Origin of the sequence: Hydrogenophaga sp. R2, assembly GCF_049843595.1 — a bacterium.
Lineage (GTDB): Bacteria > Pseudomonadota > Gammaproteobacteria > Burkholderiales > Burkholderiaceae_C > Hydrogenophaga.
This window is the reverse complement of record NZ_JBBHZN010000001.1, coordinates 44,512-56,547: the sequence shown is the minus strand read 5'-3', so window position 1 is coordinate 56,547 and position 12,036 is coordinate 44,512. Positions and strand designations below refer to the sequence as shown.

Below are 12,036 nucleotides of genomic sequence, written 5' to 3'. Positions count from 1 at the left end.
GGCGTCAGGACAGGTCGACCTGACGGACCAGTTCGGCACTGGCCTGCATCTGGGTCCGATGGATCGACACGGCGGCACTCAGCCGGGGGATGGCACCGGGGTTGCGCGCGACCAGCACGCGGCCGACCGCGGTCGCCATCGGCCCGTCGGTGTGGATCCTGGGTTGAAGACGCATCGAGAGAGCCGGATTGCGCATGAATGCCTCCAGTGGTTTGAAGAGCGGTTGATCAGACCCGTTCGAAGCGGGCGTCGAGCACCACGGCTTCTTCAGGGCGTTCGCGGGTCTGCAGGAAGTACCACCATGCATGCGCGGCCCCCTGGATGTCGAGCACCGTGCGACGCAAGGCGTCACGGTCCAGGCCTTCGATGCGCTGCTGGCCCTTGAGCACGATCTGCTGACCGCTGAGCACGATGCTGCTCACCACCTCGTCCTGGGTGGCCAGCCAGGCATTGACCCGCAGCACGGTCTCGAACACCTCCAGCCGCTGGTCGGGCGGCACGTCGCCCAGGGCCATGCTGAAGACGAGCCGGTCGGGCTCGGGCAGGGCGTCGACCAGCAGGATGTCGCCCCCTTCGAAGGCCACGCCCCAGGACGCCGGAAACTCGGCGGTGGCCTCGTGGAAGGTGATGGCTTCGATGGTGGGCAGCTCCTGCGCCAGGGCAGTCCACAGGGCATCGATGCGTTGGGAGGCTTGAGGCGACACGGGCAGCTCCGTCGACGGAACGAGATGCTGTTGTGTGACCGGAGCACGCTGCGCGGTTCCGGGCCCTCGTCGCCGACAACCTGCCGTCAGGGCACGGCCAGCACGACCCGTTCCACCGCCCGCTCATCGCCCAGCACGATGAATGCGAACAGCAGCTCCTCCAGGCTGTCGGCTTGTGCCGTGCGTCGAGCCAGCAGCGGCGTGGCCTGGGGGTTCAGCACCACGAAGTCGGCCTCGTGCCCGGGCATGAGGTTGCCCACCACCCCCGGCAGCCCCAGCGCCTGCGCAGCACCGGCCGTGTGCAGCCACCACAGGTGCGACGGCGCCAGGCTCTCGCCCGGTTTGGTCTGCCCCTCGCGGCCCACGGTGTAGGCCGCCAGCATGGTGTGAAAAGGCGAGAAGCTGGTGCCACCACCCACGTCGCTGGCCAGGCCGTGGCGCATGCCGGCGGCGCGGGCGGCGGCAAAGTCGAAGAAGCCGCTGCCCAGGAACAGGTTGCTGGTGGGGCTGGCGGCCGCGGCCGCGCCGCTGGATGCCATCAGCGCACGGTCGGTGGCGTCCAGGTGGATGCAGTGGGCATACACGGCCCTCTCCCGCAGCAGGCCGAAGCCGGCATACACATCGAGGTAGCTGCGTGCCTGCGGGTACAGCTCGGTCACCCAGCGCACCTCGTCGCGGTTCTCGGCCACGTGGGACTGCACCCACACGTCGGCATGGCGCGCCGCCAGCTCACCCGCACCGCGCAGCTGCACGTCGGTGCTGGTGGGCGCAAAACGCGGCGTGATGGCGTAGCCCAGCCGGTCCCGGCCATGCCAGCGGCGGATCAGGGTGTCGGTGTCGATCAGGCTCTGCTCGGTGCTGTCGCGCACGCCGTCCGGGCTGTGGCGGTCCTGCAGCACCTTGCCGGTGATGAAGCGCAGGCCGCGCCGCTGCGCCTCGGCCATGGCGGCGTCCACCGAAGCCAGGTGCGAGGTGGCAAAGGTCAGCGCGGTGGTCACGCCATGGCGCAGCAGCTCGTCGAAGAAGAAGCGCGCCACCTCGGCCGCGTGCGCGGGGTCGGCAAACCGGGCCTCCTGCGGGAAGGTGTAACGCTCCAGCCAGGGCAGCAGGCCCTCGGCCGGCGAGCCGATGACATCGGTCTGCGGGTAGTGCAGGTGCAGGTCGATGAAGCCGGGCGCGATCAGCCGGCCCGGCCAGTGCGTGACCAGCACATCGGGGTGGCGCCGCGACACGTCGGTGTGGCTGCCGGCATCCACCACCCGGTTCCAGCCTTCAGGACCCGGACCGACCACCAGCAGGCCGTCGGCATCGAACAGGGGCTGGCCGTGGTCGTCGAAGCGCAGCAGGGAGGCGCGGTAGGCGTGCATGGTCGGATGATGCAATCAGGTGCGCCCAAAAACAAAGGGCTGCCCGAGGGCAGCCCTGGCTCGGCGCGGTGTGCGTCAGTTGGGGACCTTGCCCTCGACGCCCTTCACGTAGAACTTGATGCCGCCCAGGAAGGCGTCGTCGGCCTTGGCGTCCTTGGCCAGCACTTCCTTGCCGTCCTGGCCGACGATGGGGCCGGTCCAGGGGTGGAAGCTGCCGTCCTTCAGGCCGGCCTTGATGGTGTCGACCTTGGCCTTGATCTCGGCCGGCACGTCTTCGGCCACCGACACCATGTCGATGGCGCCCTCTTTGTGGCCCCACCAGACACCGCCGGTGGTCCAGGTCCCTTCCAGCGCGTCCTTGACGGCCTTCACGTAGTACGGACCCCAGTTGATGACGGCCGAACCCAGGTGGGCCTTGGGGCCGTAGGCGGTCATGTCGGAATCCCAGCCGAAGGCGCGCTTGCCCATCTTCTCGGCGGTCTGCAGCACGGCCGACGAGTCGGTGTTCTGGAACAGCACGTCGGCACCGCCGTTGATCAGCGAGGTGGCGGCTTCGGTTTCCTTCGGCGGATCGAACCAGCCGTTCACCCAGACCACCTTGGTCTTGATCTTGGGGTTCACGCTCTGGGCGCCCAGGGTGAAGCTGTTGATGTTGCGGATGACTTCCGGAATCGGGATCGAGGCCACCACGCCCAGGGTGTTGGTCTTGGTCATGGCACCGGCGATCACGCCGGCCATGTAGGCGCCTTCGTAGGTGCGGCTGTCGTAGGTGCGCATGTTCTCGGCGGTCTTGTAGCCGGTGGCATGCTCGAACTTCACGTCCTTGAAGTCGGCGGCGACCTTGAGCATGGGCTCCATGTAGCCGAAGGTGGTGCCGAAGATCAGCTTGTTGCCCTGTGCGGCCATGTCGCGGATCACGCGCTCGGCGTCGGCGCTCTCGGGCACGCTCTCGACGAAGCTGGTGGACACCTTGTCGCCGAACTCGACCTCGATGGCCTTGCGGCCGTTGTCGTGGGCGAAGGTCCAGCCGCCATCACCCACCGGGCCGACGTAGGCGAAGGCGATCTTCAGCGGCTCGGGCTTGGCCGGGGCCGGGGCGGCGGCAGGGGCCGGCGCCGGTGCAGCGGCTTCTTCCTTCTTGCCGCAGCCGATCAGGGCTGCGCTGGCCAGCGCGGTCAGCGCGGCGGCTTTCATCAGGGATCGTTTGCTCAGGTCGGTCATGGAGGGGCCTTGAGGATGGGTCGGTGGATACCGGGCGGGGTGTAAACCCGGAATTATGTCCCGGGGTGGAAGGGCTTCCCGAGCGAGCCGGGCATGTTCACCCGGATCCAGGTGGGATTGCGGGAGATCAGCACCAGCACCACGATGGTCGCCAGGTAGGGCAGCATGGTCAGGAACTGGCTCGGCAGCTGCACGCCCATGCCCTGCAGGTGGAACTGCAGCATGGTCACGCCGCCGAACAGGTAGGCCCCCAGCAAGACACGTGCCGGCCGCCAGGTCGCAAAGGTGGTCAGGGCCAGCGCGATCCAGCCCTTGCCGGCGATCATGCCCTCCACCCACAGGGGGGTGTAGACGGTGGAGACATAGGCCCCGGCCAGCCCGCACAGCGCGCCACCGGCCACCACCGCCAGCAGGCGGATGCGGCGCACCGGGTAGCCCAGGGCGTGCGCCGATTCGGGGCTCTCGCCCACGCTGCGCAGCACCAGACCGGCGCGCGAGCGGTACAGGAACCAGACCAGCCCCAGGGCCAGCGCCACGCTGGCGTACACCGTGGGATGGTGGCGGAACAGGGCCGCACCGACAAAGGGAATGTCGGCCAGCACCGGAATGGCGAACACCACCTGCTCGGGCAGCTTGTGCTGCACATAGCTGGTGCCGGCAAAGGCCGAGAAGCCGGCGCCGAACAGGCTGAGCGCCAGCCCGGTGGCGTACTGGTTGGTGTTGAGCCAGATCACCAGCACACCGAAGATGGCCGCCAGCAGCGCACCGGCGCCCATGCCGGCCACAAAGCCCAGCGCCGTGCTGCCGGTGTGCACCACGGTGGCAAACCCGGCCAGGGCGGCGCACAGCATCATGCCCTCGGCGCCCAGGTTGACGATGCCGGCCTTCTCGTTGATGAGCAGGCCGAGTGCCGCGATGGCCAGCACGGTGCCGGCATTGAAGGTGGCTGCCAGCAGCAGCGCGGTCGATTCCATGGGGTCAGGCCTTTCCGAAACGCACGCGGTAGGCAATGAGCGTGTCGCAGGCCAGCAGCGCGAACAGCAGCAGCCCCTGGAACACGCCGGTGATGGACTTGGGCAGGCCCAGGCGCGACTGCGCCAGTTCACCGCCGATGTAGAACATGCTCATGAGCAGGGCCGAGAACACGATGCCCACCGGGTGCAGCCGGCCCACGAAGGCCACGATGATGGCTGCAAAGCCGTAGCCGGCCGGCACATACGGCGTGAGCTGGCCGATGGGGCCGGCCACCTCCAGCGCACCGGCCAGGCCGGCGGCGCCACCCGAGAGCAGCAGCGCCGTCCAGAGCGCCCGGCGCGAGGAGAAGCCGGCGTAACGCGCCGCCGCCGGCGCCAGACCGCCCACCGTCTGCGCGTAGCCGGCGCGGGTGCGGAACAGGAACACCCAGATGGCGGCCACGCCGGCCAGCGCCATGACCAGGCCGATGTTCACCCGCGAGCCGTCCATGAGGCGCGGCATCTGCGCCACCTTCTCGAAGGTCCTGGTCTGCGGGAAGTTGTAGCCCTGGGGGTCCTTCCAGGGGCCGTAGACCAGGTAATTGAGCACCTGCACCGCCACATAGACCAGCATCAGGCTGACCAGGATCTCGTTGGCGCTGAAGCGGTCGCGCAGCAGCGCCGTGATGCCGGCCCACAGCATGCCGCCCACCACACCGGCGAGCAGCACCGCGCCCACGATCCAGGGGCCGGTCCCCGGGCCGGCCTGCAGCGCCACGCCGCTGGCCAGCACCGCGCCGATGATGTACTGCCCCTCGGCGCCGATGTTCCATACGTTGGAGCGGAAACACACCGCCAGCCCCAGCGCAATGATGAGCAGCGGCGTGGCCTTCACCAGCAGTTCGGAGATGGCGTAGGCGTTGCGCAGCGGCTCCACGAAGAACACCTGCAGCCCCCGCACCGGGTCCTTGCCCAGGGCGGAGAACAGGATCACACCAATCACGACCGTGATCAGCAGCGCCAGCACCGGCGAGGCCAGGCTCCACCAGCGCGAGGGCTGGGGACGGGGTTCAAGCCGCAGCATGGTCCACCTCCTGCGCGGCGCCGTCCCACAGGCCGGACATCCATTCGCCGATGCGCTCCACCGTGGCCTCGGTCCGGGGCAGCGGTGGCGACAGGCGCCCCTTGGCCAGCACCTGCAGGGTGTCGGCCATCTCGAAGAGTTCGTCGAGCTCCTCGCTCACCAGCAGCACGGCGCAGCCGGCATCGCGCAGGGCCAGGATGGCGGCGCGGATCTGGGCCGCCGCGCCCACGTCCACGCCCCAGGTCGGCTGGCTGACGATGAGCAGCCGGGCGCCATCGCGGGCCCGCAGGGCCTCGATCTCGCGCCCGACGATGAACTTCTGCAGGTTGCCGCCCGAGAGCGAGCGGGCCGCCGCGTCCGGCCCGTGGGCCTTGACCTGGTAGCGTGCGATCAGGTCGGCCGCCTGCCGGCGCAGCGCGCCCATGTTCAGCCAGCCCATGGGGCCCACGGCCTCGCGGCGCGACAGCAGCAGGTTGTGCGCCAGCGACAGGGTGGGCACCGCGCCGCGGCCCAGCCGCTCTTCGGGCACGAAATGCAGGCCCAGCGCGCGCCGCTGCTGCGGGCCCAGGGTCGACACATCCCGACCGGCCAGCCGGATGCTGCCGGCCGGGGCGCGGGTGTCCTCGCCCGAGAGCGCCATGAGCAGTTCGCGCTGGCCGTTGCCGGACACGCCGGCCAGCCCCAGCACCTCGCCACCCCGCACCTGCAGGGCGATGCCGGACAGCGCGGTGCCGAACGGATCGCTGCACGGCAGGTCCAGGCCCTGCACCTGCAGCACCGGCGCGCCGGGCGTGGCCGGGTGCGCCTGCAGCGGCGGCGGCTCGGCGCCGATCATCAGGCGCGAGAGCGATGCGTTGCTCTCGGTGCGCGGGTCGCAGGTGCCGCTGACCTTGCCGCCGCGCAGCACGGTGCAGGCGGTGCACAGGCTGCGGATCTCGTGCAGCTTGTGGCTGATGTAGAGGATGCTGCAGCCCTGCGCCGCGAGCTGGCGCAGCACCTCGAACAGACGCTCCACCGCCTGCGGGGTGAGCACCGAGGTGGGTTCGTCCAGGATCAGCAGCTGCGGGCGGCCCAGCAGCGCGCGGATGATCTCCACCCGCTGCATCTCGCCCACCGACAGGGTGTGCACCGGGCGCTCGGGGTCGATGTCCAGTCCGTACTCGGCGGCCTTGGCCGCGATGCTGGCGGTCACGTCGGCCAGGGTGAGGCTGCGCTCCAGGCCCAGCCACACGTTCTCGGCCACGGTCAGCGTCTCGAACAGGCTGAAATGCTGGAACACCATGCTGATGCCCAGCGCCCGCGCCTCCTGCGGGTTGCGCACCTGCACCGGCTGCCCGTTGAACAGCACCTGCCCGGCGTCGGGCTTGACGGTGCCGTAGATGATCTTCATGAGCGTGGATTTGCCGGCGCCGTTCTCGCCGAGCACGGCATGGATCTCGCCGGGCTGCACGGTCAGGGCGACGCCGTCGTTGGCCACCACGCCGGGGTAACGCTTGGTGATGCCGTCGAGCCGCAGGCGCGGAACAGGGGTGTGCGGTGTCATGGGGTGTGCGGGGGAAGCGACGGGCGGCTGGGCGCCCGGCGAAGCCGGGCAATGTAACACCCCACCGGGCAGGGCATACGGCCAGGGGCCCTGTCGCACAAAAACCGCCAAAAACACCCGGACATCGCACGCCCGGATACCCGTATCTGTAACACAATGAAGCGACGTGCCGCCACGCGCCACCGGCGCAGAGAGGACGATGTGTCCGCCTTCCTTGGCGCCGACCCTGGCGCCTTCGGCTCCTTTGCCGACCACCTGCCGGGGGCGTTCTTCCGCTCCCGCACCACACCCGATGGCCAGCGGCGGCTGGAGTACATGTCGCGCGGGTGTGTGGACGTGTGGGAAAAATCCCTGGAAGAGCTGGAGGCCGACATGACCTCCCTGTGGACCATGGTGGACCCGGCCGATCTGCCGGCCATGAAGGCCAGCATCGACGAGTGCGTGGCCACCGGTCGGGACTGGGACTGGGAATGGCGCATCTGCACACCATCGGGTCGGCGCAAATGGCTGCACGGGCTGGGTCGGGTGCAGCACGCCCCGGGCGGGGACATCATCTGGCACGTCTTCGTGGTGGACCAGACCGACAACCGGGTGGCACGGCAACGGCTGCGCGAGAGCGAGGACCGGCTGCGCCAGCTGATCGAGGGCATTCCTAACGTGGCCGTTCAGGGCTACGACGCCGACCTGATCTGCCGCTTCTGGAACAGCGCGTCGGAACGCCTGTACGGCTACAGCCGCGCCGAGGCGGTGGGTGCCAGCCTGCTCGATCTGATCATCCCCGAGGCCATGCGCCCCATGGTGGTCCAGGCGGTGGACACCATGCTGCGCTCCGGCCAGGCCATACCCAGCGAGACGCTCACGCTGCGCGCCCGCGACGGCTCGCCGGTGCAGGTGCATTCGGGCCATGTGCTGGTGGAAGTGCCGGGGCAGGCCCCCATGTTCTTCTGCATCGACTTCGACCTGTCGGAGCGGCTGGCCGCCGAAGCCACCCAGCGCGCCCTCACCGAACAGCTGCAGCAGGCCCAGAAGATGGAAGCGCTGGGCACCCTGGCCGGCGGCATCGCGCACGACTTCAACAACATCGTGGCGGCCATCCTGGGCAACGCCGAACTGGCCCTGGGCGACGTGCCCGTCGACTCCCCCGCCCACGTGAGCCTGAGCGAGATCCGCAAGGCGGCGCGCCGGGCACGCTCCCTGGTGCAGCAGATCCTCACCTTCGCGCGGCGCCAGGCCCAGGGCCGGACCGCGCTCGACCCCGGCGAGGTGCTGCGCGAGACCCACGGCATCCTGCGGTCCACGCTGCCGCCGGGGGTGCAGCTGCGTTTCTCGGTGCCGACCGAGCTGCCGGTGGTGCTGGGCAATGCCACCCAGCTGGCCCAGGTGTTCCTGAACCTGGTCACCAACGCGATCCAGGCCGCCCAGGGGCGGGACGGTGCCGAGGTGGTGCTGCAGGCCTCCGCCTGTGCCGGCCCGCCCGGTGCACCCGAGGGCAGCGTGGAGGTGATGGTGCCGCCCGACAGGACCCTGCGCCCCGGCCTGAAGGTGGAGGTGCACGACAACGGCCACGGCATCGACCCGGCCGCCCTGGGCCGCCTGTTCGAGCCCTTCTATTCCACCAAGCCCACCGGCCAGGGCTCGGGGCTGGGGCTGTCGGTGGTGCACGGCGTGCTGATGGAGCACGGCGCCAGCCTGCAGCTGCGCTCCCGCCCCGGCGAGGGCACCAGCTTCGTGCTGTGGCTGCCCGCCACGACCGAACGCCCGGTGCCCGCCGACGAAACCGTCCAGCCCGCGCTTCAGCCCTGCGGCCAGAGCCACACCCTGCTGTATGTGGACGACGACCAGGCGCTGATATCGGTCATGTCGCGCATGCTGGCCCGCCAGGGCTATGTGGTGGAGTCGCTGGACAACCCCCAGGAGGCCATCGACCGGCTGCGCGAACCCGGGCGCCGACCGGACGTGGTGATCGTGGACTACAACATGCCGCAGATGTCGGGCATCTCGCTGGCGCGGGCCATCCGCACCCTGGATGCACGGCTGCCCATCATCCTGACCTCGGGGCATGTGACCGACGAACTGCGCGAGCAGGCGCGGGCGGCCGGCATCGACCACGTCATCGAAAAGCCCGACACCAGCCGCGAACTGGCCGGGCTGATCGCCGGTCTGGCCAGCCGGCACGCCGGCTGATCAGCACACCGACCAGCGACGCACCAGGTTGTTGTACAGCCCGGTCAGGCGCACCAGGGCGGGATCGGCCTCACCGTGGCGCCGCCGCAGGTCCATCAGGGCCTGGTCCATCTCCCACAGGTGGCGGCGGCATTCGGCGTCCTGCACCGCACTCTGAAGGAACAGATAGCAGGCCAGGCGCTCGCCCCGGGTGACCGGCGTGACTTCGTGGATCGATCCCGACGGGTAGATCACCAGGCTGCCCGCCGGCAGCTTCACCCGGTGGCTGCCGTAGGTGTCCTCGATATGCAGCTCGCCACCGTCGTAATCGGCCGGGTCGCTCAGGAACAGCGTGGCCGAGATGTCGGTGCGAAGCAGGCTGCCGTCCGGCAGGTATCGCAGCGTGCTGTCGGCATGCCAGCCGTAGTGGCTGTGCTCGGGCGTGTAGCGGTTGAACTGCGGCGGCACCACCTTGTGCGGCAGTGCCGCCGACAGCAGCAGCGGTGAGCGGTTGAGCGCCCGCATGACCAGCCGCCGAAGTTCGGGCAGCGGGCCGAAGTCCTCCGGCAGCTGCTGGTTGCGCTTGGCCAGGAGTGCCTGCGGGCCGGCACTCAGGCCGCTGGCCCAGGGGGCCTGGGTCAGCAGCGCACGCACCGCCGAGAGTTCGTCCGCCGACAGGATGGCGTCGAAGGTCACCAGCATGGTCGACCTCAGAAGTCGTGACGCAGGGTCACGATGAACTGCCGGCCCGGGCCGGGAATGCCTTGCCCGCCGCCTTCTGCCAGCTGCTGGATGTAGCGCTTGTCGAAGGCATTGAACAGGTTCAGGCGCACCTGGGTCTTGGGGGAGAACTTGTAGGTGGCGTACAGATCGGCCACGGTGTACGCCGGGATGCGTACCACCCGGTTGGCGTTGCCCGCCGGCGGCGACGGCTCCACACCGCTGGTCTGTTCCGACACATGTTGCAGACCGCCACCCAGGGTCCACTGCGGTGTGACGTCGTAGGTGGTGAACAGGTTGAAGGTGTGCTGCGGCGTGCCGCCCAGCCCCTGGCCAACCGCGAACGGGTTGGTCGGTGCAGCGGTCACCTTCGAATCCAGGTAGGTGTAACCGCCATAGAGCTTCCAGCGCTTGCTCAGGTTGCCCGCGGCCAGCACCTCGAAACCGTTGATGTGGTACTCCACATTGGGGATGGTCACCGCACCCGGCACGGCGGCCGGGAATCGCCCCTCGGTGGTCTCGGTGCGGAACACCGCCATGTTCAGGTCCAGGTCGGAACCGATGTCCCACTTGGCGCCCAGCTCGATGGCCTGCACTTTCTCCGGCGGGGTGTTGAAGGTCGGGCCGACCACCGCTTCGGTGGCACCGCCGCCGGCCAGCTGCACCTGGTTGCGGTCGAAACTGCCGGAGATGTTGTACGCATTGCCGTAGGCCGCGTACAACGAGGTGTCGGGCCTCAGCTTGTAGACCAGGCCGGTGCTCCAGCTGAACTCGGTGTCCTTGCGCACATGGTCGGTGTTGTTGGCCGCCAGCGCGCCGGTGAAACCGCGCCGGTTGGCCTCGGCCCGCACGCTGTCCCAGCGCCCGCCCAGGCTCAGCTCCCAGCGGTCGGACAACTTCATGGTGTCCAGCGCATAGATGCCCAGCTCCTCGGTCTGGAAGCTGTAGACCGTGCCGTCGTACACCGGCGTGGCCGCACCCAGCACCCGCAGGGCCGGGTTGTAGAGCGAGGTGCTGGGGCCCTGGGTGTCGCGGCGGCGGCGGTTCTCGTAGGTGTAGCGGGCCACTTCCACGCCGGTGACCATGTCGTGCTGGACAGACCCGGTGGAAAAGCTCCACAGCAGGTCGGTCTGGTTGTTGAAGCCGTCGTCGGTCTGGTCGCGCGGCTTGGTGTCACCGCGCGCGGTGGTCAGGTTGACGATGCGCGGCGACGAGGTGATGGAGTCGTTCTTCACCTGGCTGATGCGGGTCTGGTTGCGCAGCACCAGGCCGTTCCCGAAACTGTGCTGCACCGACAGCCCGACCTGGTTCACGGTGACCTTCTTGTAGTCGTCCAGGTGGCCGTAAAAGTTGTCGAAGTCCAGCCCGGGCGGCAGCACACCGCCGTTGCCCAGCACATTGGTGCGGTCCAGCGGAAGGCCGGCATCGGGCAGGTCGTCCTGGCGGGTGTGCAGGAAGTCGGCGGTGATCTGGGTCGGGCCCTTGAAGCCCCAGGTGTAAGCGGCGTACAGGCCGTAGCGGCTCTCCTCCGCCACGTCGCGCCCCGGCTTGTCGCTCTGGTGGCGCATGAGGTTGATGCGCACCGCACTGTCGTCGTCGATCGGGCGGTTCAGGTCGGCGGTGGCGCGGAAGTAGCTGTCGGTGCCCACGCTGATCTCGGCCCGGTTGAAGGCCTCCAGGCTGGGCTTCTTGGTGACGAAGTTGATGGTGCCGCCGGCCGATCCCCGACCCGAGAAGGCCGAGTTCGGCCCCTTCACCACCTCCAGCTGATCGATGTAGAACGGGTCGCGGAAGTAGTTGCCCAGGTCGCGCGTGCCGTTCACATTCAGGTCGTCGCGGGCATTGAAGCCCCGGATCTTGAGCTGGTCGCCACCGGGCGGATTGCCCTCGCCGGCCTGCAGGCTGATGCCCGGAATGTTGCGCAGCGCGTCCTTGATGGAAGTGACGTTCTGCTCCTCCAGCAGGTCACTGGGCAGCACGCTGATGATGCGCGGGGTGTCCTTGAGATCGCGGGTGTACTTGATGCTGTCCATCTGCTGGCCCCGGAAATCGATGACTCGCACCTCCTCCAGCACCGAGCCTGCCGTCGCGGTCGGAGCGGGTACGGGGTTGGCGGTCTGGGCCAGGGCTGAGCCGGCCAGGCTGGCTGCGGCCAGGGCGACGGCGCGGGGGCGCAGGCGGTGAACACGGCGCGGTGCCACCGCGAAAGAAGCAAAGGACGAAGTCATGATTTCCCTTATGAATACAAAACGTGATGCGAATTGTTCGCATCCATATTATT

Annotated in this window: 10 protein-coding genes; 1 reads left to right on the top strand and 9 read right to left on the bottom strand. The window is 69.0% G+C overall.

Annotation, left to right across the window (positions count from 1 at the left end; all coding sequences use genetic code 11):
• Positions 1-4 precede the first annotated feature (4 nt).
• The 7 genes from WD026_RS00250 to WD026_RS00220 all read right to left on the bottom strand — a co-directional run bounded on the left by WD026_RS00250 (position 5) and on the right by WD026_RS00220 (position 6,872).
• Entirely contained in the window at positions 5-196 is a 192-nt protein-coding gene (locus tag WD026_RS00250; protein WP_425721573.1) for a hypothetical protein, read from the bottom strand.
• A 31-nt stretch (positions 197-227) separates the two neighbouring features.
• Positions 228-704 carry a type III secretion system chaperone gene (locus tag WD026_RS00245; RefSeq protein WP_425721571.1) on the bottom strand — a complete coding sequence of 159 codons (477 nt, stop codon included), beginning with the start codon at positions 702-704 and terminating at the stop codon, positions 228-230.
• An 86-nt stretch (positions 705-790) separates the two neighbouring features.
• Positions 791-2,071: a guanine deaminase gene (gene guaD / locus WD026_RS00240; protein WP_425721569.1), complete on the bottom strand. Its 1,281-nt coding sequence runs from the start codon at positions 2,069-2,071 to the stop codon at positions 791-793.
• Positions 2,072-2,146: 75 nt separating this feature from the next.
• A complete protein-coding gene (locus WD026_RS00235; protein WP_425721567.1) occupies positions 2,147-3,292 on the bottom strand; it encodes a BMP family ABC transporter substrate-binding protein in 1,146 nt (381 codons plus the stop codon).
• A gap of 53 nt (positions 3,293-3,345) precedes the next feature.
• Complete coding sequence (locus WD026_RS00230) at positions 3,346-4,266, bottom strand: ABC transporter permease (RefSeq protein ID WP_425721565.1); 921 nt, start codon at positions 4,264-4,266, stop codon at positions 3,346-3,348.
• Between the two features lie 4 nt (positions 4,267-4,270).
• Positions 4,271-5,329: an ABC transporter permease gene (locus tag WD026_RS00225; protein WP_425721563.1), complete on the bottom strand. Its 1,059-nt coding sequence runs from the start codon at positions 5,327-5,329 to the stop codon at positions 4,271-4,273.
• A complete protein-coding gene (locus tag WD026_RS00220; protein WP_425721561.1) occupies positions 5,316-6,872 on the bottom strand; it encodes an ABC transporter ATP-binding protein in 1,557 nt (518 codons plus the stop codon). Before WD026_RS00220 ends, WD026_RS00225 begins: the two co-directional genes overlap by 14 nt.
• Before the next feature lie 201 nt (positions 6,873-7,073).
• On the opposite strand from WD026_RS00220, the gene WD026_RS00215 reads away from it, so the two are divergent.
• The gene (locus tag WD026_RS00215; protein ID WP_425721559.1) at positions 7,074-9,056 is read left to right on the top strand and encodes a hybrid sensor histidine kinase/response regulator; all 1,983 of its coding nucleotides are present in this window, start codon (positions 7,074-7,076) and stop codon (positions 9,054-9,056) included.
• On the opposite strand, the gene WD026_RS00210 is transcribed toward WD026_RS00215, so the two are convergent.
• Positions 9,057-9,737: a Fe2+-dependent dioxygenase gene (locus WD026_RS00210; protein ID WP_425721556.1), complete on the bottom strand. Its 681-nt coding sequence runs from the start codon at positions 9,735-9,737 to the stop codon at positions 9,057-9,059.
• A gap of 8 nt (positions 9,738-9,745) precedes the next feature.
• Positions 9,746-11,983 (bottom strand): TonB-dependent receptor, encoded by a 2,238-nt coding sequence (locus tag WD026_RS00205; protein WP_425721554.1) that lies wholly within the window; start codon positions 11,981-11,983, stop codon positions 9,746-9,748.
• Between the last annotated feature and the right edge of the window lie 53 nt (positions 11,984-12,036).

Bases quoted from the DNA above. Each gene is read 5' to 3' on its own strand.
- WD026_RS00250 (WP_425721573.1), bottom strand. From the start codon at position 196: ATGCGCAATCCGGCTCTCTCGATGCGTCTTCAACCCAGGATCCACACC.
- guaD (WP_425721569.1), bottom strand. From the start codon at position 2,071: ATGCACGCCTACCGCGCCTCCCTGCTGCGCTTCGACGACCACGGCCAG.
- WD026_RS00235 (WP_425721567.1), bottom strand. From the start codon at position 3,292: ATGACCGACCTGAGCAAACGATCCCTGATGAAAGCCGCCGCGCTGACC.
- WD026_RS00230 (WP_425721565.1), bottom strand. From the start codon at position 4,266: ATGGAATCGACCGCGCTGCTGCTGGCAGCCACCTTCAATGCCGGCACC.
- WD026_RS00225 (WP_425721563.1), bottom strand. From the start codon at position 5,329: ATGCTGCGGCTTGAACCCCGTCCCCAGCCCTCGCGCTGGTGGAGCCTG.
- WD026_RS00220 (WP_425721561.1), bottom strand. From the start codon at position 6,872: ATGACACCGCACACCCCTGTTCCGCGCCTGCGGCTCGACGGCATCACC.
- WD026_RS00210 (WP_425721556.1), bottom strand. From the start codon at position 9,737: ATGCTGGTGACCTTCGACGCCATCCTGTCGGCGGACGAACTCTCGGCG.
- WD026_RS00205 (WP_425721554.1), bottom strand. From the start codon at position 11,983: ATGACTTCGTCCTTTGCTTCTTTCGCGGTGGCACCGCGCCGTGTTCAC.